This window comes from Candidatus Brocadia sapporoensis, assembly GCF_001753675.2.
Classification (GTDB): domain Bacteria; phylum Planctomycetota; class Brocadiia; order Brocadiales; family Brocadiaceae; genus Brocadia; species Brocadia sapporoensis.
The window spans coordinates 1-23,584 of sequence record NZ_MJUW02000034.1; the positions used below are offsets into that span (position 1 = coordinate 1).

Here is a 23,584-nt window from a genome sequence, read left to right on the forward strand (position 1 = left end):
CCCGTTTTCCCTATCGGCTCCTAACTATTCTGAGAAAATATTCTCTCTCACCATCAGTTTCGCTGAATAGTTACTGTAATTTTATGTAAATCGTGTTTAAACGAAAACACATACTTTTGTTATTTCGACCGAAAGGGGAAATCTTCGAACTCCGCAGTTTCAATGCTTAAAAGATTTCTTGCTCCGCTCGAAATGACATTTTTAGTAGATTTCGTTCGTTGGCATGGTCCCGGAAGGACGTCCTTCCGGACAGCTTAAAAGAAGCATAACGCTGTTGCATTAAAATAAAAAGCCTTACTGTCAAAATATTTATAAATAACACCTCGACAGTAAGGCATCTTTCTTTAACTGTTGAAGCAGCTTAAGCTGCTTACAGAGCCCTTTGCTTTGTGTTCTCTGATCACTCAAGGTTTGCCTTTGTCGAAATGTTTATTTTTTTTCTGGATTGATAATTATTTATAAAAAAGTGCAATGTACAGTAATGATTAATAACACCTATTTAAATCTATTTCAAGCAATAATTTCATCGATAAAAGGCTATGCACTCTTCGGCAATCTTGCCATTTTAGTTGAAAGATGGGTTTTGTTTTGCTCAATTCAGCTCTTTCTTAAGCGAAGCTATTTAAAACGTCAACAGATCTATCAGTTCCTTCCTCGAAAATGACTTGAATAGGGCATCGTCCGATTCTACTACGGAATTCATGAGGGTGGCCTTGGTGGTGATCATGGCATCGATCTTTTCTTCGAGTGTGCCTTTGGTAATGAGCTTGAAGACTTGCACGCCACGAGTCTGGCCGATGCGGTGAACGCGGTCGGTGGCCTGGTCCTCCCGTGCGGCGTTCCACCAGCGGTCGTAGTGGATGACCACCGAGGCCGAGGTCAGGTCGATGCCTAAACCGCCAGCCATGAGGCTTCCCAGGAAGACGTTGCAATCAGGGTCATTCTGGAATCGCTCGACGACCTTGCCACGGTTCAAAGTGTTACCGCGTAAGGTCTCGTATCTGACATGGATACTGCTCAACCAGTCACCAATGATGTCGAGCATCTCCAGATACTGGGAGAAGACTACGACTTTTTCTCCGGCCTCCAGTGTCTCTTCCATAATTTCCTTGAAAAGCTCGTATTTGCCTGATGTCGACCCTTTTGGAGAATTTCCGTTCAATACCAGTTTTGGATGATCACAGAGTCGTTTCAATTTGGTAAGCAAGGCAAAGATGTGGATATATTCCACAGGTTGGCTTTCATCCTTCAGCTTTGCAATTAGCTTGCTTCCCCGTTCACTCACGATATCTCTGTACATGACAATCTGGGTTGGCACTAATGTGCAATATCGCTTCTCTTCGGTTTTTGGTGGAAGCTCTGTAAGCACGTCTTTCTTGAGTCGTCTTAATTTAAAGGGATGGATGATCTTCTTTAACATCTCGCGCTTTTCATTGTCCTGATATTTTATGATAGGATTCTCGTATCGTTTTCTGAAGTCGTCTATGCTTCCCAGATAGCCCGGCATGAGGAAATCGAAGATTGACCACAATTCCGTCAGCCGGTTTTCAATGGGGGTGCCTGTCAGCGCCAGGCGGCGCTTTGAGTTAAGAAACTTAGTTGCCTTGCGCATCTGTGTGTTGTGATTCTTGATTTTTTGCGCTTCGTCCAGGACTACATAGTTCCATTGAATCTTGCTCAGACCTTCAACATCACGGGAAAGGATGCTGTAGGTTGTTAATACGACGGATGGGAGATTATCGGAAAGGAGGGTGTTTCTCTCTTTCCCGTAAAACAGGGCTATCTTTAATTCGGGTGCATAGCTCTGAAATTTGGATTTCCAGTGATCCAGCACGGATGTGGGACAGATGACCAGGTTAGGCATGCTCGGCTCATTTTGTAACGCAGAGAGGAGTACCACCATTGCCTGATGTGTCTTGCCCAGTCCCATCTCATCGGCCAGAATGCCGTTAAAGTTGTTCGTATGCAGGAACCAGAGCCAGTCGTAGCCTGATTGCTGATAGGTGCGTAATTCTCCCTTGTATGAAGTAACGGATGGCGCAGGTTGCGGCGGTGTGATACGGTCAAAATTCGCCAAATATTTTTGCGTTTCATGACAAACGGTTACCTGTGTTTCCCTGCCGCATTCAGCGCGGGTTCTCAGGTATCCCAATTTCGGCATCTTGATTCGCCCGTTTTCAATGACGCCGTTTCCACGCTGCCAGAGGTCCATGATATCCTTGGGAATTTCTATATAATCCGTGCCCTTTCTCATGCAGCGGTTTTTATCCAGGCAGGATAAGATCTCTGAAAGGGTGATCGTGTGTTTCCCTACGGTATACGTAGGATCCAGCCAAAGCCAATCGGTATCACAAGACTCCACCTGCACATGAGAAACATCGGGCTTGTCATGAACCTCTATGCCTTCTAACCGTTCTGAAGGTTTAAAGGAAGGATCATTAAGTAATTGATTGAAATCACCTTTCAAGAAATCAACGGCGTTCTTTTCCTTATAAACAAGCGGTTTTTGTTTATGAAAATAGGGTTTCAGGTTGAAGGGAATAGACTCCACCGGTCTATAAGAGTTGTTAAGCCATACCCATTCATCACTGATGCGGTGCTCAGCTAATTGTTCCCACGGAAACGCTTGCTCCTCTTTCTTGCCAGAACTCTTCAATTTCAGGATGGGTGACAACTCAACATGCCCGTCATTGTTTATATCGGCATGAAGATAGGGGACGAGTGGCGTTTTATAGAGCTTGACTTTTCTTGCCCGTTCGGATAATTCTACCTTGTTGCCGGTGAATCTCGTTAATTTTTCAAAAATGTTTGGACTTTTTTTTTGTTGAGATGTGAAATACCGTTTCATCGCCGCCATGATGTGAAATCAGTTTGATTTCGAGTCGTGGCCCGCCATCGAGCAAGTCTACCTTGATGTTGAAATGATCAAAGTCAGAAAAAATTTCGCTTAAAATATTTGCGGGGCCCGGCTCGTAAGAAGAAAATGGCAAAAATCTCGTAAAAATATTATCGGTGTTAAAAAGCGTTTTTTGTCGTAAGGACAGCGGTTTATAACGTTTCTCCTTGTCTCTCTGCTCAATCCACTCCAAGAGAGCGGCAACAACGTGCTTGCATATCTCCCCATCTGAGGCATACAAACACTCACAATCCATTTCATATATTTCTTCCTCATCAGAAAATATGAAGACGCTGTAAGGCGCTGTTTCACTGCCCACAACCTCAGCCGCCAATTCCCCGTTATTATAGCTCAGATTATGTACGCGACCATTTCTGCGATAGGAAAGGCCGCGACTATAGACACGGTTGTTAGAAATTGATCTGATATATTCAGCCGTAATGGTATCCAAAAAGGAAGCGCTCATATCTTCATACCCCTGTAAAATGTATTATGATTTTGAGAAAGGAACTAAAATATACAAGATATATACCAATTTATGAATAAAAAATCAACTAATGACCTCAAATTTTTTTGAGAGATTCGGGAAGAAAAGAGATACGTGAGGTTTTGGATAAGGGTGACGTGATTGGATGCCCCCGTTGTGAACGTGTGTGTAATGTCCTACCAGAGGTTTATTGTGAGGCGATGGATATGGTAAGCGATTTGAGATAGTAGTTCTATCTCCGCGAGCATCCGCTGCAAGTCCATTAACTGCTTTGTCTAAAGTTGCTGGCATGTCAAGAATATTCTGATCTTTTTGGGGTTGCCGAAGTTGTAAAGAACGATCTTGGCGAAGCGTAGCCACGACGGCAACCCCGTTCTCCATTCAGAAGAAATGTGCCGGTTACTGCCATCTCATCCCTGTTTCAGCGTTTTACACACCCCTGTATCACCTCTTTCCGGAGGAGACTCAAAAGTTTGAAATTCCTTAACATTTAATTAGGGCATATCTCTGCGGTTTCAAAAAGGCTTTTTGTTGCTAAATACACATGAAAACACTGAACAATAAAGAGATAAACAAAGATGCTTTTATTTTCCCCCTGATGGCCGAAGAATTACCCGCCGGCTTGATATGATATTCACCAGATTTTCCGCTATATCTTGTTTCGTCTCACACCCGGATTCAATTTTCTTGCGTGCATTGATCAAATAAGCCTTGTGCGTATATCTTGTAATTTCGTTCTGATTATTGGCCACAACTAAATCTGCACCGTTTTCAACCAGAGACGCATATGCTTTTTCTATAAGATCATTTTTTGACAAACCTGTTTCTAATTTAAAACTTACTAAAAAAGCACGAGGCCATGTCTTCCGTATCAGCTTGATAACCTTGGGTGTCTTTACAAAGGATACCACTAGCTTGTCTTTATTCGAAGGTATCTTGCCGTTACTACATGCTTCCGGGGTGTAGTCAAGTACTGCCATAGCATGCACGATAGCATCGAATGGTGCATCTTTTAACTTTTCCTGGATTGTAGCTAATAAATCATCGATTGTCTCTATCTCAATACCGGTAAGCCGACGGGCACAATCTTTCTCTAACAAAGCAACGTCTGGAATACTGCTACCTACCCCATAGATAAGCGTTACATTAGCGCCATATTTCAGGAGTTCTGTTGCAATCATAGTCCCCAATATCCCGGTCGATTTATTGCTAATGTACCTCACGGAATCGATGTAGCCTCTCGTTGGCCCGGAGGTTACCATGACACGCACTCCTTCCAGACGCCTCATGTTTACAACCTTTCTTAAAAGACCATATACTGATTTCTTTAACCAAGACATGCTACGGCACACTTATGCCTCTTCAATAGGAATGGAGAAAATTATAATATTTCTGACGACTTATTACAACATCCAGGAATGAAAGCTGCTAAAATCGTATGAGCAAATATAAGCTAAACGTTTGCTACAAATTGGAATACCGTTCGCTAGTCTGTAAATCACCTTTTGTACTGAATTACCAATCCCTTTATTTCTTCCGTCTAAGGGAGAATTTTCAACGGTTTGTTGTGTCAGGAATAGCCAACGTAAATTAATGTGTTATGCGACGACCAATTGTTCCCATAACTTTATTGCTCATATGTGGCATATGTATAGGGTCATGCACGAAGATTCCCGTGTATTTTACCGTTGGAATGGGTTTTGTAATGTGGGTGTGCTGTCTGGTGACCTTCGTTGCTCATAAATTCAGCAAATTTTCTCTTCCGTGTCTGGCAATCTTTTTTATCGTGGCATCAATAGCATATTATGATTCCAGGAAAAATCTCCTTCCAGTCAATCATATTGACCATATTCTCACTACCAACAAATCTCTTCTCCGTATATCAGGTACAATTATAAAACCACCTATTATCTGGGATGAAAAGATCCTGAACGCACGCGCACTTCATGCAAAATCAGAACAATCTCAAAAAAGATCCGATAGGAAGATATCATTTATCATTCGTGCTGAAGCAGTAGAAACTTCTTTGGGATTGGAAGATATATCCGGCGTTATAAAAGTAAATTTATATCTATCAAAAGAGGAGGCTTTTGAGATAAATAAGAATGTTTCAGTTTTAAAAAAATTGGGTTATGGACAAAGGGTGGTACTCTTCGGTTCCGCATTCCTCCCAAAACCTCCGGCCAACCCGGGAGAATTTGATTATCTGCGATATCTGCAAAGACAAATGCCCTCGATTCGAGGTTTAATGACCATAGTAAACACAAAGAATATAAAAACGAAGCCCGGGGATTGCCGGAACTGGATATATTACTTCGTATATGCTTTATCCAATAAGCTAAACAACACAATTTACACGCATACTTTTAGCAACAGCGCTCCGTTGATCAGCAGTATGTTGCTAGGCAACAGGATTGACCTTTCAAACGAAACGATCGACAATTTTATGAAAACAGGCATTATCCATTTTATTGCTGTAAGTGGTTTTAATGTTGGAATTGTGGTCTTTGCTGTCGTTACACCGCTGCGTTTTTTAAGAATAAATCAAACTTTATTAACCATTATCATTCTGATTACCGTTATTTTCTATACTTTTTTGACAGGACTTAACCCACCGGTGCTTCGTGCAAGCATTATGGCTTTTGTTTTCTTCTGCAGTTTTTTCGTGCGCAGGCAATGGGATATCACGAGTGGTATCTTTGCCGCAGTTTTCTTTATCCTTATCCGAAATCCATCCGATCTCTTTGACATCGGATTTCAATTGTCCGTATTGGCGACGATGGGAATTGTCTATGGATCTGCAAAGATCGAAGAAACCTTGTTTAAAACAGCCCTGTTTATTGAAAAATTGCAGGTAAAGGCAGAACGCGGGCGGCTGTTTTTCTTAAAAAAATATCTACGGAAATCTTTCTGCATTTCCCTGGCCGCCTGGCTGGCGACTCTCCCCGTAACGGCTTATTATTTCCATCTCTTCACCCCTTTTGTTGTTATCGTGAACATCTTGGTATTTCCTCTGTTTTGGATAATTATCGTTTGCGGTATTATTTTGTTGACACTTGGAATAGCATGTCCCCCATTAGCCATCGTTTCTGCATGGTTGGCTTCCTATACAAATCTTATATTAGAATCCCTTATTTCAAATCTTGTGTCGTTGCCTTATTCTTATTTTTATGTCTGCGGGCCTTCGCCAGCGGGAATTGTTGTATACTATCTGTTCGGTATTCTCTTTCTCTATAGGCATTATTTATCTATAAATTATCCTCAACTGGTACTCCTTGGCCTGTTGAGTGCCCATATTTTGATCTTTCCCGATTTTCGTAAATTTTCCAGTCGTTCTTTAACAATCACGTGTTTGGATGTGGGGCATGGGGGCGCTCTCTTTATTCAATTTCCTAACGGAAAAAATATCTTGTATGATGCAGGTTCATGGCAAAATAATAATGTAGGAAAATATATTATCGCTCCCTTTTTATGGAGTCAGCATGTTAAAAAGATCGACTTGGTAATTTTATCACACGAACACAAAGACCATGTGAATGGGTTGCCAGCTCTCATCGAGAGATTCCAGGTAAAATCTGTTTATTCACAACGTCATTCGTTTGCATCGCAAGAGGGACAAAAAATACTCTCGTTCCTGAGAAAAAACCATGTCAGCACCGCATCGCTTTCTTATGGGAATGAATTAAAGGGATTTGAGCCTGCCGGCATAAAGATATTAAATCCTCCGCCGTTTGCTTCTGACACTGCTGCAATAAATAACAATTCCTGTGTCTTAAAAATTGAATATCTTGGATATTCTGTCCTTTTCTGCGGCGACATTAAGGAGCAAGGTATAGAATTGCTCTTGTCAAAGGCTTCAGAAATCCGGTCCGATATTATTCAGGTTCCACATCATGGCTCATCCATACGCAACCTGGAAATGCTTATCAATACCGTACAGCCAGCATACGCCTTCATAAATTCAAATGACGGTGTTGTTGCCACCGATACCCTCAATATCCTGAAAAAGCATTGCGTCAATGTCCTGCAAACGCATTTGGATGGAGCAATAAAACTCAGCATTGATAAACAGGGAATAACAAGTTCTTCTTTTTTTCATAAAGCTTTCAAATAACTTCTTCCGCATGATGCGTTTATTTTGATAATTTTAAATTAGTCTGTATAATTAAACTTACGGATTTTTGTACATTTAAGGCATAATTTCAGACACTTTAACATTTCTCATGAAAGCATATCCTTATGCCATTACCCCTTTGGATACTTACAGGTCCTACGGCAAGCGGAAAGACAGAACTTGGTTTAAAAATTAGCAATAATACCGGTATGGAGATAATCTCTGCAGATTCGATGCTCGTATATCGCGGCATGGATATTGGTACAGAGAAGCCCTCGCCGGATGTAAGAAATAAAATTCCGCATCATTTGATTGATATTGTCGATCCATGGGAAGAATATAGCGTAGGTCAGTATGTGAAAGATTTTGAGGCTGTTACCCAAAGTCTCCGTCAACAGGGTAAGCAATTCATCGTTGTGGGTGGAACGGCTCTCTATTTAAAAGCCATCATGGATGGCCTGTTTGAAGGCCCTCCGGCAGATTGGGAATATCGCAATTCCCTAAAGACCATTGCCGGGGAAAAAGGTCCACATTACTTGCATGCTCTGCTTAGTGAAATAGATCCTGAAACCGCCGGGAAGCTGCATTTCAATGATCAAAAGAGGATCATTAGGGCACTCGAGGTTTTTAAAACAACAAAGCAACGCATCTCATCGTTTCAAACGCAATTTGGCCATAAAAACCCTAAGTACGATTGTAATCTGGTTGCGATTGAGTACGAGCGTGATGCCTTATATAAACGTATAGAAACTCGCGTTGATCGTATGTTTGCGCGGGGTCTTCTTGATGAAGTCAGGGGCTTAGTAAGTAATCCGTTGGGTTTAAGCAGGCAGGCTTCTCAGGCGCTTGGTTATAAAGAAATTATGGATTTTTTCAATGGGAAGTATACATTTTCAGAAGTTACTCGTGAAATTAAACAGAGGACGCGACGATTTGCAAAAAGACAGATGACATGGTTTAGGAGCTTTTCAAATATTCATTGGATTCATGCCGGGACAGAAAATGATACGACGAATCTTTCTGAGCAATTCCTTGCATGGTATACTACCGCAAAAAGACCCTATCAACAGAAATAACATCGATAAGGGATTCATCAGAAAAGGAACGAGTTTACCTGCCAACCCTCCAACGCCCAATCCGTGCAATCCTTAAAAAACTTAAATTTAACAAGAGTGAATAAACATCGTAATACACCATTACATTTTTTGACTCTTGCCCAGCAATAGGCTTTTCTTAAGTGAGCACCACAGATTATTTTTTTGAGACAATTTCCTGCAAAGATTTTAATCAAAGAAACATCTATATATCTCTTTCCAGCATTAACAACCATAAAGATTTAATTTATTTGTTTAATTATTGAATGTATTTGTCAATTTTAACGAATATGACTAAAAATTAAACAGCTTTTCTATAGTTTAGATAAATTAACAAAGAAAGCAATTATATTAAAGAAGTAATAACCTTAACTATTTAGGATATTTAATATTTGGATTGAGATACTTTGTTTTTTTGGTATCAGATTTGTGCAAACCAAAATTGTTAACATATAAAATTAACTTTTTAAGAAATAATACAAATGAAGTTAGAGCGTCTCCTTATTAAATCTAAATTTCAAAGCTTAAATAGTCAGAAACTTTCACAAGTATTTAAAAACTCCAGAAAAAAATCTGCCTGGGGAATTGATATTAATGAATGCTTTTTAAGGGTGGCAAAAATCACTCAGGTATCTCAAGAATTATTGATTGACGATCTCGGTATAATTGAAATTCCTCAGGTTCAATCTGAATCAAATGATTCACAATCCGCTGATGTCAAAAAGGCTATTCAAGCGTTTCTTTCCAAGCATAACATCTTAAAAGAAGACAAAGTTGTAATGTCTATTTCTGGACAATCTGTATTGCCCAGGTTCATTAACATCCCTCCTGTAGAAAAAAAACAGTTAAAAGGTATCGTAAATTATGAGGCGAAACAACAAATTCCCTTTGATCTCAAAGATATCGTATGGGATTATCAACAATTAACAGAAAAAGTTGCCGACACGAATAGTATAGAAGTTGGTCTATTTGCCTCCAAACGAGCAACACTCGATCAGTTATTGGCCAATATCTCCCCGCTCGAAACCAGGTTAACTGCTATACAGGCCGTTCCACTTGCTATTTATAATCTTATTTCCTTCGATCAACAAATTAACGGCCTTACTATCATTATAAACTCGGAAACAGAAAGCACGGATCTCATTATTGTTGATGGCCTATATTTCTGGCTTAGAAGTATCCCGACCTCCAAAGTAGATGCTGACCTTGTTAAAGAAATCCAGAGGTCCATGGAATATTACAAATCTTTAATGAGAGAGGCGTCTAATTTTCAGACTATTTTACTCACGGGAAATAAATTTAACGAACCGAATAATGTTAAATTTATTACAGATAATTTTACCTATGAGGTAAAAATTTTTAAGACCTTAAACAATGTAAAATTATCAAGCAATGTAAACGCTACCGATTTTAACGAAAATATACTACATTTTACACCTGCATTAGGACTGGCACTCCAGGGGATCGGCTTAGGCAGAATAAAGATTAACTTATTACCGCCGGAACGGATCAAGACCGCAGAAATTTCAAAAAAGAAACCATATGCTATTGCATCTCTCGGATGTTTAGCCTTGTCGCTTCTTATTCAATACTCTGGATTATATACCAGAAACACCTATCTTCAGAATTCTGAAACTCTTTATCAAAAAGTATTGCAAAATATAAAAGAGCTTGAAGGAAAGTACAAAAATGCTGAAACGCATACCCAAACAAACAAATCTGCGCTTGATCTCATTTCCTCTGTCGATCCTTCACGATTTATTTGGTTAGAAGGGTTGGATAAATTAGTATCTCTGATACCTAACAACGTATCTCTCAGCAATATCCAATCTTCATGGATCGACGAAGGCGCCATAAACTCGTCAAAAAAAGTATCGGCAGAGACGGTTCAGCCCAAAAAAACAGTCGCGTCCACAAAGCCCGGCCCTCTGAAAAAACTGCTTCTTATGGGAATTAAAGGGGAAAGTCAAGAACCAAGTATGCGCTTTATAGAAGAACATATTATAAAACCTGTTCAAAGTTTAACCCTCTTTGACCAAAAAGTTGCAGCATTTAAAAATGTGGAAATTGTACCTGGCTCTTCTCGCCAGGTGGAACGCAAAAACGGACAAGGTAACCACATCAGTTTTGAGATACGGTGGATTGTGAAATCAATCGATGAAATCCACGATGAGGAAAATTCGGTAATATCACTTAATGGAACATCAACACCACCCAATAAATCTTAAAGAGAAAACTAGAGTTCTTACATAATTTATGAATACCATCAGGAATATAAATTTTTCGCATGTTAGAAAGATATGCTACGGCATCTCCACGAGAGTGCTGAACTTTTGGCCAGTTATTGGCATGGGTTTTTTAACTTTTCTGATACTCTTGTTTGTATTTATATTTCCGCTTTCTAACAAATGTGATAAGACCTTCAAGAATATGAAAGATTTATTTACAGCGCTCGAAAAATATGCCGCAAAAAAAGACCTGTATAATGAGTCATGGATTGCTTCGAAAGGACAAGAGGCTGAAGTCTATAATAAAGAAATTGAAAAATGCAGATCTTTTCTTAAAGAGAAAGATGATCATCTGGAATCAGTTTTTATGATACAGGATACAGAAGAAAGGGTAATTAAGGTTGAAGACGAAGCGCTCTGGAAGAATGAGTATGAGAAAAGGATTTCAGCGTTATTGACAAAATTAGAGACAAATCACATTGCTATTGGCGATGGTGCTTTACCATTTCAAAATTGGGGACAGGTAATTCCTACCTGGGAAAATATTTTATCAGCTCAAAAAAAATTTTGGATTATAGAAGCAATTGTGAATATTGTTCTTAATAATCACAAAATTACAAAACTTGAAAAAATTACTTTTAAGGAATCATGCTGTTCATATGACCCCGCTTTTGCGCACATTTACTCTGCAATACCTATTACCATGAGGTTTGAGTTACAGGCAGACGGTATTCAATTTTTGCTGCACGATGTTTTAAAATCCCCTATTCCTTTTATTATAGAGGGTTTTAATATTTCAAGCACAAATAAAATTTCTAACCCTGACTTCTCCATAGAAAACAATAATCCTGTGCATGTTGAAACAAGCAACAATGTGTCAAATTTCATTACTGACATTACAATTGATGCGTATATTATTGACTATAAGACATAAATTATTAAAAAAATGAATATGAAATATTTTATATTCAAACATTTTGAAAAATTCATCTTTGGTATTGCCGTTGGTTACCTTATATATACGGTAATTAGTATCCTCATTACCGAAAGATTAAAAACACAGAATATTGATTCACAATTACGGTCGCTATCAACGATGCTCGACAGAAAACTTGCAACAAGCAAACCCCCATCAATAAGTGCAGACCGGAAAGAAGCGGAACTCTTAAAATTGCGTTTAACAACTCCACCCGCTGCAAATCTTTTATTGCGCCCATACCTCTTCAGTAATTCTCTATCAGATGGGTCAAAGACGGACATTACAACCAGGGATTTGCTAAAAAATCAAGAGATGCTGCCCTCTTCCGTCACGGAGGATACCGCCCAAGGAACTACAGAATTTATCCTCAAAGGAGGGACGGCAGACATGGCATTGATTCAAGTTAGGAAATTTCATAGAGACACGTGGTGGACAGAAAGTTTTACCGTTGGGAAAGGAGAAATAATTGGCAGAGAGAGAAAAATTGGAGCCGAGACGGTTGATTTTCACACATTCTGTAAACTGACAGAAATTATCCCTTTTGCGCCGAAACCATTCTTTACCAGGAAGACTACCGTTCTTCGGAACGAAAACAATGAATTTTTAGGTGTTGCACAGACGCAAGAAAAGCATATGATCCCAACTTCACAAATCGTATTTGAAAGTATTAAAGGGGAGCCCTGCAATGTCTGGATAGGAGAGTTGGTTAAATTGGGAACAGAGACGGTTACCGTTTGTCCGGCCGTAAATACAATATCAACTCATTAACAATATCTTTTTTAAAAGAGGTCTACATGAAAAGCATATTTACCCCAATTCCGCTTGTTGTACTCAGTATATCATTGCTCATCCTAGCACCGCGTCAACCCTTGGCACAAAATAAAAACGATTCCGAGGGAAACCATTCTCCTTCAAATAATTATTACCTTCAAACTGCAAAAATGTACTATGGGCTGAACGACTTCGCGAAGGCTATTAATGCACTTGAATTGGCTATCCTTCTTGAGCCTAATAATACGGAAGCACAAATGTTACTGAATGAATCCAAAAAAATTATGGAAGAAAAGAATGGCCAGTGCGCAACTACGGAAACGAAGGCAATCTCATCAGAAGAGGCCATAACCCCAATGTCATCTGATACGGATATTTCCTCTTTATTACAAGACGCATATACTGCTATGGAAGGAGAGCAATATGGTGATGCCTTAAAAATAATCGATGCCGTGCTTGTCATAGACCCTATTCATAGAGAAGCATTATATCTCAAAGAGAAAGTGAACGATATAAAATATCAACGGTTTACAGAAAATCTGAAAACTACTCATGAACAAGAAAAACTAAAAAGCCGTGAATACCTTAGAGATGCAGCCATCCCTCATCAGGACACCTTAAGATTTCCTCCTAAAAAAGAATGGAGAGATATTTCAAAGCGTATACTCCCTGAATTAGACAAAATTGTTGAAGAAAACAAAAGAAAAACAGAACAACTGCGGATGATTCCCCATCCAGAAAAAAATGTAACGCCAAAGGTCATTGAAGATGCTCTGAATACGATCGTTTCATTTGAGTTTTTAGATGCACCCCTCAAAGACGTTATTGTGTTCATACGAGAAAAAACAAATGTTAACATGATCGTCGATTCTGATGCAGGAAGCGCCTCTGTTACCTTAAAACTTAAAGATGTACCATTACGAACCGCACTAAAATATATTTTACCGAATGGATATGAATATGTAATTGAAGGAGATATTATTCATGTTTATAGGCAAAAAATGGAGCTGCGAGTCTATGACGTGAGAGATGTTCTCATCAATCTTGACGATAAAGAACCCCTTGAATTTGACATTACAGCAGCCGCCACTAGCCAACTAACCATGCGTAAGAAAGAGGGGTATAAAACAAAGAATCCTTCAGACCGAATATGCGATCTGATAGAATTAATTGTAACTACCGTTGAACCACTATCGTGGTCAAATCGTGCCAGTGTTATTGGCTCCGGTGGAACGACCGGCAGCCCACGACACATCAATGTCATCGGTCAGGGTGAGGGAAGCATCATTGCACGAATGGGGCAACCTGGTGATCTGGTGGTGGTAAACAACAAATATGTCCATGAAAAAATTGAAGACCTACTAGCTTCCCTGCGGTCATCACAAAATCTTCAGGTAAGTATCGAATCCCGTTTTATTACGGTTTCAGACAAATTTCTCGAGGATATTGGAAATAATTTGATGGGTGAAGATGTATCTATTGATACCGGAGCTGAAAATATTAAGGGAAACCTCAGCGGTAAAGACATTACTGGTTTCAGCCTTAATTATGCAATCTTAGGCGATCCTATGTTGTCTGGCTTTTTACGCGCCGTTCAGGAAAGTAAAGACTCTGAGTTCCTTACATCGCCCCGCATAACTCTTTCTAATACCCAACGGGGGAATATTGCTGTTGTAAAAACCATTAACTACGTCCAAAGCACGTCTGTCTCCGAAGGGGTTGTAACACCTGTTATCGGTACAATACCCGAAGGCACAACCTTCGATGTAAGACCCATTGTGAGTTCGGACAGGAAATACATTCATTTAGAAGTAACTCCTTCCGTATTTCAGATTGAAACGATCGATTCTTTTCGTTTTAGTGGGGTAGGTACAGGAACCACCTTCAGTGGAGGCGGTGCATCAACTGCCAACATTCCTCCGGACCAAATAATCCAACTGCCTCAGGTAAATGTTTCCCAGGTCTCTGTAACGGTTTGTGTGCCTGATAGGGGAACACTCCTGATTGGCGGACTGGGTGCCATCACTAAAACTCACACGACATCGGGTATCCCTATTTTATCTAACATACCTCTCCTTAAAAGAATATTCACTCGCGACCAGAAGACCAGCAACAAATCGAATCTGATCATTCTTTTAAAACCAACGATCCTTATTAAGGAAGAATATGAAAAAAACCTAATGAACAGTCTGTCAGCCAAAAAAATTAACTTTGTACATACAAATAATAAAAATAAGTAACAAACCTTTGCGATTGACTAATACATGAAAGTATTTCGGCTTCTTGGAGGTATCGATATGCACAAAATATTTAGCACAAATACTCTCTTCCTGCTCCTCATCGTCCTGCTCATTGCAGTGCTACTCTTTAAGAATACGACAAACTGCGTTGTTGCCCAGGGAGAGGGGAATGCACAGCATGTCTTTGGTATTGTAGGAGAGAGACAAGGCAATAAACAACCATTCTACCTTGTAGATACCGTAGAACAAACTATCATGGTATATGAATATTTTCAGGGTGGAGGATTTGGGCTCGTGGCTACAAGAAATTATCAATTTGATAAAAAACTGCAGCAATATGGAAGAATTTATGGTCTATCTATTGAAAATGTAAAGGCAGAACTCTCGAAAGGACAAACGAAGTAACCAGAGACACGTCTTATAATTCGAGCATAAGATTGTTTCTTTTTGATGCGATTTGCAGTAATCTTGTCTTAACTTCTGCAAATGGGAAGTTTTTGCCCGGACAGGCCGTACATTTTTGATGTACTTGCTTATGCTGTAAAATATTAGATGAAGGAATATTATATTTTCTGGAAAGATATTGGATTAGCCTCACCAATGACTCGATCTGATTCTCTGTAGGAATATCCGTATTCTCGAAATCACCAACCAGGCAAATCCCAATTGCCACACGATTACAATCTGCGTTTGCTGTATGTGCACCATGGATTTGCTTTTTCCATCGGTCACCAACTTCAACCTCGCCATCTCCGGAAAAAGATCCATTTCCAATTACAAAATGATATGCAAGACCGTGTTCCCATTTCCTTTTTTCCCGATGATAATAATCAAATCGTGCCGCATTTCCCTTCGTAGTGGCGCTATGATGTATAACAATATACTCCCACGGTTTGTCGCTTACCCCGGTACGACAAAGACATTCAAGGTTTTGAGCATAAACGGGTTTTTCTGAATTTGCATGCCTTGCCGCCCATCTAATCTTCGAACCAGGGAAAAAAAGAACAGACGCACAGAGGCCTAACGCAATTACAATCATGGAAAGCGAAAGACACAAAATCATTCTTTCATATGCATGTCTTGTTCTGTTCCCAAAACCTATTAAGTTCCGCGACAGTATGGATAATATTTTTCTATACATAAGAGATGCCTTAATAAAATTCTCCAGAAATAAAAACAGCCTTCCTGCGAAAATATTTACATAAAATAAATTCGGCGGGAAGGCTATCTTTAAACTCTGTTACTTTATCCAGGGTGCCTTTACTTTAGGTACATGTCATCTTTGCAGGTTAAAGATCCTTTTCCTTTGCGTCCCCTGATCACTCAGGGTTTGCCTTTATCGAAATTCTCTATTATTGAATATTTAACCTGGGCGTTTGTCAACTAAAATAATTAATCCGGTAACAATTTGGTTTTAAAAAAGGCAGTGTTGATCCCTTGCGGCCGGCCTGTGCGGAGGACTTCGTCGTGAGCTCGGTCAAACGATAAACTACCCGCGCCGCATATTTTATTTCATGCCAATCGTATAAAAAGCACGAATTTTCAAAAGCTGAATTGTTACAGCCCAAAAAATAAAATAATGAGCGCAAAGCAACCTGCCAACATCCAGCATGCCACATACTGAGTTGTTGAAATAGCGGAGGCATATTTATAAATTCCCGCCTGAATCGCTTCTGGATTCCTCTTTGTCATTTTGCATTTTGATTTTTAGGCTTTGCATTTATAATAAATGCATATCTTGCGCAGCAGGCGATCTTCGATGATGTCTAACAGGGTAACACTAGTTTAGCGGTTCTTGAAAGATAACGGAACGGCTGATTTCATGATTTATTTCTTTAACAATATCAGAAAGAAGGTTGTAGGGTGATGAGAAACTTGTCTCTCGGTTGTGTGCCTCATTCAGGTAACGTTTTTTGTCGTAAAGCGATATTTTCTTTTTTTCTCTCAATGATAACATTAATGACAACGCCTCTTTTCGCAGAACAAGGCAATGCAGGCAAGCCCTTCAAGGAAAAAGAAACCCTTGAAGTCCAAAAACTTCAGATGCCTTTTATAGTCAATAAGGGTCAGGTTGATAAAAGAGTACTTTTCTATGTACAGACCTTTGGGGGAACGGTGTTTGTGAACAAAAACGGAGAGATTTTCTATGCATTGCCGGAAGGCAGGCATGGGGGTGATGGGTCAAGAGATCGGGAGGGGAGTCAGGCACAACGGCACCCGACGGAGGATGCGATGGGTATTGCCCTTAAAGAACAACTCGTGGGCGGTAAGATTAATGAAATCAGGGGTGTGTCGAAATCCGTAGCCACCGTAAATTATTTTACCGGAAATGATCCATCACAATGGCAGAGCAATATACCAACGTATGAGATTGTCGAAATGGAAGAGGTATATGAGGGGATAGACTTAAGGCTGAAGGCGTATGGAAACACCGTAGAAAAAATTTTTACGGTAAGACCGGATGCAAACTATGAGAAAATAAGGATCAAACTGGAGGGTGCGCAGGAATTGACGGCAAACACGGCAGGCGCGCTCGTGGCTGAGACAGAACTTGGTGCCGTGAAGTTCACAAAACCCGTAGCATACCAGGAGATTGAAGGGAAACGGGTGGAAATAGAATGCGAATATATGATTTCGAATTGCGAAATGCGGAATGCGAAATGCGGAACAACGCACACCTTAGCCCTCTCGAGAGGAGAATACGAAAATCCCCTCGTAGAAGGGGAGACAGAGATGGGTAAATCCGAAGTCCGAAGTCTGAAAACGGAGTATGGTTTTAAGGTTGCGCAGTACGACAAAACAAAAGACCTCTTTATCGACCCCCTCCTTGCGTCTACGTACCTGGGCGGGTCCTATGAGGATCGTGGCAGCGCAATTGCCGTTGACGCAGAGGGAAACGTTTTTGTTGCCGGAGAAACCGTATCGTCAGAATTTCCGTCAACACCAGGTGCTTATTGTATATCCCGGAAAGGCAATACCGACATTTTTGTATCAAAGTTTAACGGCGGGCTGACGAACCTGCTGGCATCCACGTTCCTGGGCGGTGCTCTCAATCACGAACGTGCCAGTTCAATTGTCATCGATGCCGGAGGGAACATCTATGTGGCAGGATCTACGTATTCAACAGATTTTCCCACAACGCGCGGCTCTTATGATGCGGCCGGTAACGGACGTTGGGATGTCTTTGTGTCGAAGTTTAACAATGGGTTGACAAAGCTTCTGGCATCCACTTTTCTGGGTGGAAATGCTGATGACTGTGGCTACGCAATTGCCATCGATGCCGGTGGAAACGTCTTTGTGACCGGCGAAACCATATCGTCTGACTTCCCTGCAACACCCGGCGCTTACGATACCTCTTACAACGGTGGTTACTATGATGTCTTTGTGTCAAAGTTCAATAGCGATCTAACGAGATTGCTGGCATCCACTTTTCTAGGTGGCAGTTCCGGTGATTATGGCAGAGCGATTGCGGTCGATGGTGCCGGAAACGTCTTTGTTACCGGCAATACCTGGCCAAAAGACTTTCCTGTGACACCCGGGTCTTACAACACCTCTTACAACGGTGGTAATGATGACGCTTTTGTGTCGAAGCTCAACAATGGGCTGACAAACCTGCTGGCATCCACTTTTCTGGGTGGATATTCTAATGATTTTGGTAAGACAATTGCCGTTGATACCGATGGAAACGTCTATGTGGCAGGCGAAACGGTGTCGCCAAACTTTCCTACGACAGATGGCGCCTATGCTACCGCTCACAAGCGAGAATCTAAAGATGTTTTCGTTTCGAAGTTCAATAATCAACTGACACGCTTATCTGCATCTACACTCCTGGGTGGAGATTCTCACGATTATGGTAAGGCAATCGCCATCGATGCCGGTGGAAACGTCTATGTGGCAGGCAACACTAATTCAACAAACTTTCCCACAAAACCAGATGCTTATGATACCACGTCTAATGGTGAGAGTGACGTTTTCGTGTCGAAGTTCAACAGTGAACTGACGAATTTGCTTGTGTCGACATTTCTGGGCGGATCTCGTTCTGATTATGGCAATGCAATAGCCGTCAGCGCTGTGGGAAACGTCTATGTGACTGGCGAAACCTTATCGTCCGACTTCCCTGCAACACCCGGCGCTTATGATGCGTCTTACCATAGATGCGAGGACGTCTTTGTGTCGAGGTTTAGCGTGGATCTTTCTGCCGATAAAGCAAACAAATGACAATAACCCATGAAACAAGCGTCGTTCAACAATCAACTACGAACGCACCATATTGAGCACGTCATTCTCGGCGCGGCAAGCCATATCGGTCACGGAAAGACATTCCTGGCGAAAGGCGCTGACCAGGATCGACAGCCGGAGAAGATCGCAATGTTTCATTGGAGCTTACGGACGGTTGAGATTTCTTTCGCAGAGAGGTCAAACCGGACTTTCTGATCATTTCCCTTGACTTGCGGAGATATTCAATTAAAATTTGGGGTTAATCCTGTTTTGGATTTTTCTGGATATTATTGATAAATATAAATATCAATAGGGGGAAATTAAAGATGCTTCGATTTAACAAACACCGCAACACACTGGAACCTGAAGAGTATATTTTTCAATTACAGGATTCACCAGAACCCAATCTCTTTCGGGATGTTTTTCCCTATAATAAAATACCAAAAGTATCATTTAATTACCGGCTTAATCCGATGAACCCGCCTGATGAGATATGGGTTACCGATACGACATTTCGAGACGGGCAGCAATCCCGTCCACCGTATACCGTCAAACAAATTGTAGACCTCTTTGACCTGATTCATAAACTTGGTGGCAAGAATGGACTTATCCGTCAGTGTGAATTTTTTCTGTATAACGAAAAAGATCAGCAGGCGGTGAAGAAATGCATGGAACGTGGCTATAAATATCCGGAAATTACCGGTTGGATCAGAGCGGTAAAGAGCGACTTTAAATTAGTTAAGGAAATGGGACTCAAAGAGACAGGAATTCTGTGCTCATCATCGGATTACCATATCTATTTGAAATTAAACAAGACACGAAAACAGGCAATGGATATGTATCTGGATATTGTGCGGGCAGCACTCGAGGAGGGAATTATTCCACGGTGCCATTTTGAAGACATCACCCGATCTGATTTTTATGGTTTCGTGGTGCCCTTTGCCCAGGAACTCATGAAATTATCGAAAGAAAGCAAACTCCCGGTAAAGATTCGCGCCTGTGACACCATGGGGATGGGGGTAAGCTATCCCGGCGCTGCACTGCCGCGCAGTGTACCCGGAATTATTTACGGGCTGAATCACTTTGCCGGAGTTCCATCGGAATATATGGAGTGGCATGGTCACAATGATTTTTATCTTGCAGTAAGCAACGCTACAACTGCATGGCTTTATGGATGCAGTGTCATCAATGGTACCTTGCTAGGCTTAGGAGAGCGCACGGGGAATACCCCCATAGAGGCGCTTATCATCGAATACCTTGCCTTAAGGGGCAACGACGACCAGATCGATACTACCGTAATAACGGAAATTGCAGATTATTACCGAAATGAGATCGGATATCCCATTCCGCCAACGCAACCCTTCGTGGGTTCAGAATTCAATGTCACCCGCGCAGGAATTCATTCAGACGGGTTACTGAAGAATGAAGAAATCTATAATATCTTTGATACGAGGAAACTCTTAAACAGGCCCCTTGGTGTTGCTGTAACCGACAAATCTGGTGTGGCTGGAATTGCTCAGTGGATTAATATCTTTTTTGAGCTAAAGGGAGATGAGCAAATCCTCAAATCCCATGAGGGAATCATAAAAATAAAAGAATGGGTAGAAAAGCAATACGTTGAAGGCCGTATTACTTCTATTTCTGACGAAGAAATGACAGAACAGGCACATATACATTTCCGGAACACTATTAAATCTGATAAATTACAAAAATCTGAAACGATTAAGACGAAATAACATCATTGAAGTTATTTGAGTTTCAGGCAAAAAATATCTTAAAAGAGTATGGTGTTTGTATTCCTCGTGGCAAAGCCATAACCAGGGACATGGACGCCTCAAAGGCATTCCAGGAAATCGGTTGCAGCCGTTGTGTTGTAAAAGCACAGATACTTTCTGGCGGCAGAGGAAAAAGCGGTGGAATTCAATTCGTCACTTCTCCTGAAGAAACGAAGGCATGTGTAGCAAGCATGCTGGGCTCTTATCTGGTAACGCATCAAACCGGACAAAAAGGCACGGAAATTACGTATGTTCTCATCGAAGAAGCCCTTTCCATAAAGAAGGAACTGTATCTAGCAATAACTATCGACCGTTGCCTCCAAACACCGGTGCTGATTGCCAGCGCCGAAGGGGGTATGGAAATCGAAGAAGTTGCGAAAAGGACACCTGAGAAAATTATCAAAATACCGATTGACATATTTTTTGGCATCCATTTCTTCCAGACTCGTCGCCTTACCTCTCAATTAAGTATATCCGGAACGCTTGCAACAACGCTAAATATCCTTATCGCGAATCTATTTGATGTTTTTGTGGAGAGCGATTGTTCGTTGTTAGAAATCAATCCATTGGCAGTAACGGTCAAGGATGAAATATACGCCGTGGATGCAAAGATGGATATTGACGATAATGCTCTTTACCGGCATCCCGAATTCAATCGATTTATCCCCTGCCAGGACGTCTCTCCTGCAGAGGCTTTGGCAAGAAAACATCGGCTGAGCTACATAAGCCTGGAAGGAAACATTGGATGTCTCGTAAACGGGGCCGGTCTTGCCATGGCTACCATGGATATCATCAAGCTGCACGGTGGAGAGCCAGCTAATTTTTTGGATGTGGGTGGTGATGCATCCCCGGAACAGGTTATGCAGGCGTTCAAGATCATTTTGTCCGACCCAAAGGTAAAGGCAATCTTGATTAATATCTTTGGAGGAATTATGAAGTGTGATGTAATCGCATCCGGTATTATCCAGGCAATTAATGAAGTAGGCATTCATATTCCTTTAGTTATCAGGCTGGAAGGGACGAATGTGGAAGTTGCAAAAAAAATTCTGGATAATTCTGGTTTAAAAATTACCACTGCAAAAGATATGGAAGAAGCCGCAAGTCTGGTGGTGTCAAAGGTCCTCTAGTATTTTACAAGATTCCTAAAAAGATGGGAATATTAATAAATAAGGATACAAGGGTTCTCTGTCAGGGCATAACGGGACAGGCAGGCAGCTTTCACACCGAACGCATGCTTGAGTATGGCACCAAACTGGTTGCGGGTGTCACTCCCGGTAAAGGCGGCACCATGCACCACAATGTTCCTGTTTTCGACAATGTGCTTGATGCGATGGCAAAGACCGGGGCAACTGTTTCCGTTATTTATGTACCAGCCCCTTTTGCGACAGATGCTATCATCGAAGCCGCTGACGCCGGAATTGCGCTGATAGTTTGTATTACAGAAGGAATTCCTGCCCTGGATATGATCCGGGTAAAAAAATATATCTCGCATAAGCAGACGCGCCTTATCGGACCGAATTGCCCCGGTATCATTACGCCCGGTGCATGCAAGATCGGTATCATGCCGGGATATATCCATAAACCCGGGCATGTAGGAGTTGTTTCACGCAGCGGAACACTCACGTACGAGGCCGTCTGGCAACTGACCCGGCGAGGCATAGGTCAATCCACATGCCTTGGGATTGGTGGAGATCCCATAGTCGGAATTGATTTTGCAGAGGCATTGAGATTATTCCAGGACGACCAAGAAACACGAACAATGATAATGATTGGAGAAATTGGAGGTAGTGCAGAAGAAGAGGCTGCCACGATAATCCAGAAAGAGATCACAAAACCGGTTGTCGGTTTTATTGCCGGCAGAACGGCTCCCCAGGGCAAACGCATGGGACATGCCGGGGCAATCATCGCTGGTGGTAAAGGCACAGCGGGATCGAAGATTTCTGCCCTGAAAAATGCGGGCGTTACGATAGCAGACAGTCCCGCCGATATCGGCGAAACTGTTGCAAGGGTGCTTCGCCAGACCGGGATGCTCAACATCACGAAAAATGAGCAGGACCTTTAACTTACTCCCCAGACATTCGGTGACTCTTTTATTGTCTCCGGAAGGACCTGTCGCCTTGCTGAAAGTACTCCTGACATGAGGAGAATCCTGCATATAGATATGGATGCCTTCTTTGCCGCAGTTGAGCAAAAGAGAAATCCTGACCTGATCGGTAAAGCCCTTGTCATTGGTGGAAATGGCGATCCCACACAAAGAGGTGTTGTATCGACAGCATCGTATGAAGCGAGAAAGTTTGGAATACACTCTGCCATGCCATTAAGAGTTGCGTACAAACTCTGTCCTCATGCTGTCTTTCTTCCCGTAGATTACCAGGAATATGCGAAGGTATCGGAGAAAATAAAGACCCTCCTGAGAAAGTTCTGCACACTCATGCAAGATGTCGGAATTGATGAAGCATTCCTCGATATAACCCAAATAGACAAACCGTCCGAAGAGATTGCAAAAGAGATTAAAACAAAAATCAAACAGGAAACTGCCCTTACGTGCTCAATAGGAATAGCGCCCAATAAGCTCCTTGCAAAGATTGCCTCAGACATGCAAAAGCCGGACGGACTTACCATTGTTACCAGAGATGACATAGAAAACCGGATATGGCTGTTACCGGTAAGAAAACTCTGGGGCGTAGGACCAAAAACCGAGGTATCTTTGAAAGAAATGGATATTAACCCGACTTTCGCAATTCGAGCTGAAAAAAGGTTATTTTTAGGCATGAATCGCCCA

General features: G+C 41.4%; 17 protein-coding genes and 1 riboswitch. Of the genes, 13 read left to right on the forward strand and 4 right to left on the reverse strand.

Translation table 11 applies throughout. The features are described from left to right. Nucleotides 1–622 precede the first annotated feature (622 nt). The 3 genes from BIY37_RS03050 to BIY37_RS03065 form a co-directional block, all read right to left on the reverse strand. Complete coding sequence (locus tag BIY37_RS03050; protein ID WP_080324801.1) at nucleotides 623–2,857, reverse strand: DEAD/DEAH box helicase; 2,235 nt, start codon at nucleotides 2,855–2,857, stop codon at nucleotides 623–625. Further along, nucleotides 2,799–3,362 (reverse strand): SWIM zinc finger family protein, encoded by a 564-nt coding sequence (locus tag BIY37_RS03055; RefSeq protein ID WP_070066372.1) that lies wholly within the window; start codon nucleotides 3,360–3,362, stop codon nucleotides 2,799–2,801. The genes BIY37_RS03050 and BIY37_RS03055 overlap by 59 nt, the downstream gene beginning before the upstream one ends. Nucleotides 3,363–3,967: 605 nt before the next feature. Further along, nucleotides 3,968–4,723: a phosphopantothenoylcysteine decarboxylase domain-containing protein gene (locus BIY37_RS03065; RefSeq protein ID WP_080324802.1), complete on the reverse strand. Its 756-nt coding sequence runs from the start codon at nucleotides 4,721–4,723 to the stop codon at nucleotides 3,968–3,970. 335 nt (nucleotides 4,724–5,058) lie between these two features. Here BIY37_RS03065 and BIY37_RS03070 point away from each other — a divergent pair, with 335 nt between their 5' ends. The 7 genes from BIY37_RS03070 to BIY37_RS03100 all read left to right on the forward strand — a co-directional run bounded on the left by BIY37_RS03070 (nucleotide 5,059) and on the right by BIY37_RS03100 (nucleotide 15,214). Then, nucleotides 5,059–7,497, forward strand: coding sequence for a DNA internalization-related competence protein ComEC/Rec2 (locus BIY37_RS03070; protein ID WP_070066375.1), 2,439 nt, complete (start codon nucleotides 5,059–5,061; stop codon nucleotides 7,495–7,497). 125 nt (nucleotides 7,498–7,622) lie between these two features. Further along, entirely contained in the window at nucleotides 7,623–8,573 is a 951-nt protein-coding gene (miaA, locus tag BIY37_RS03075) for a tRNA (adenosine(37)-N6)-dimethylallyltransferase MiaA (RefSeq protein WP_070066376.1), read from the forward strand. Between the two features lie 500 nt (nucleotides 8,574–9,073). Further along, nucleotides 9,074–10,819 (forward strand): pilus assembly protein PilM, encoded by a 1,746-nt coding sequence (gene pilM, locus BIY37_RS03080; protein WP_070066378.1) that lies wholly within the window; start codon nucleotides 9,074–9,076, stop codon nucleotides 10,817–10,819. 202 nt (nucleotides 10,820–11,021) lie between these two features. Further along, nucleotides 11,022–11,753 carry a hypothetical protein gene (locus tag BIY37_RS03085; protein ID WP_143299141.1) on the forward strand — a complete coding sequence of 244 codons (732 nt, stop codon included), beginning with the start codon at nucleotides 11,022–11,024 and terminating at the stop codon, nucleotides 11,751–11,753. A gap of 18 nt (nucleotides 11,754–11,771) precedes the next feature. After that, entirely contained in the window at nucleotides 11,772–12,566 is a 795-nt protein-coding gene (locus BIY37_RS03090) for a hypothetical protein (protein ID WP_070066380.1), read from the forward strand. 26 nt (nucleotides 12,567–12,592) lie between these two features. Further along, nucleotides 12,593–14,809 carry a hypothetical protein gene (locus BIY37_RS03095; RefSeq protein ID WP_070066381.1) on the forward strand — a complete coding sequence of 739 codons (2,217 nt, stop codon included), beginning with the start codon at nucleotides 12,593–12,595 and terminating at the stop codon, nucleotides 14,807–14,809. A 57-nt stretch (nucleotides 14,810–14,866) separates the two neighbouring features. Then, nucleotides 14,867–15,214, forward strand: a complete 348-nt coding sequence (locus BIY37_RS03100; RefSeq protein WP_143299142.1) for a hypothetical protein — start codon at nucleotides 14,867–14,869, stop codon at nucleotides 15,212–15,214. Nucleotides 15,215–15,227: 13 nt separating this feature from the next. On the opposite strand, the gene BIY37_RS03105 is transcribed toward BIY37_RS03100, so the two are convergent. Continuing rightward, nucleotides 15,228–15,872 (reverse strand): peptidoglycan recognition protein family protein, encoded by a 645-nt coding sequence (locus BIY37_RS03105; protein ID WP_179129253.1) that lies wholly within the window; start codon nucleotides 15,870–15,872, stop codon nucleotides 15,228–15,230. Between the two features lie 148 nt (nucleotides 15,873–16,020). Next, nucleotides 16,021–16,154: riboswitch (cyclic di-GMP riboswitch) on the reverse strand. A 614-nt stretch (nucleotides 16,155–16,768) separates the two neighbouring features. On the opposite strand from BIY37_RS03105, the gene BIY37_RS03110 reads away from it, so the two are divergent. The 6 genes from BIY37_RS03110 to dinB form a co-directional block, all read left to right on the forward strand. Continuing rightward, nucleotides 16,769–19,027, forward strand: a complete 2,259-nt coding sequence (locus tag BIY37_RS03110; RefSeq protein ID WP_070066384.1) for a DUF7948 domain-containing protein — start codon at nucleotides 16,769–16,771, stop codon at nucleotides 19,025–19,027. A gap of 9 nt (nucleotides 19,028–19,036) precedes the next feature. Then, nucleotides 19,037–19,243, forward strand: a complete 207-nt coding sequence (locus BIY37_RS03115; RefSeq protein ID WP_070066385.1) for a P-loop NTPase family protein — start codon at nucleotides 19,037–19,039, stop codon at nucleotides 19,241–19,243. A 110-nt stretch (nucleotides 19,244–19,353) separates the two neighbouring features. Beyond that, entirely contained in the window at nucleotides 19,354–20,763 is a 1,410-nt protein-coding gene (locus BIY37_RS03120) for a hypothetical protein (RefSeq protein WP_070066386.1), read from the forward strand. 5 nt (nucleotides 20,764–20,768) lie between these two features. Beyond that, entirely contained in the window at nucleotides 20,769–21,929 is a 1,161-nt protein-coding gene (sucC, locus tag BIY37_RS03125) for an ADP-forming succinate--CoA ligase subunit beta (RefSeq protein ID WP_070066387.1), read from the forward strand. A gap of 23 nt (nucleotides 21,930–21,952) precedes the next feature. Beyond that, complete coding sequence (gene sucD, locus BIY37_RS03130; RefSeq protein WP_070066388.1) at nucleotides 21,953–22,864, forward strand: succinate--CoA ligase subunit alpha; 912 nt, start codon at nucleotides 21,953–21,955, stop codon at nucleotides 22,862–22,864. A gap of 75 nt (nucleotides 22,865–22,939) precedes the next feature. Then, nucleotides 22,940–23,584, forward strand: a 645-nt coding sequence (gene dinB / locus BIY37_RS03135; RefSeq protein WP_143299144.1) for a DNA polymerase IV, incomplete at its 3' end; no start/stop codon positions are given.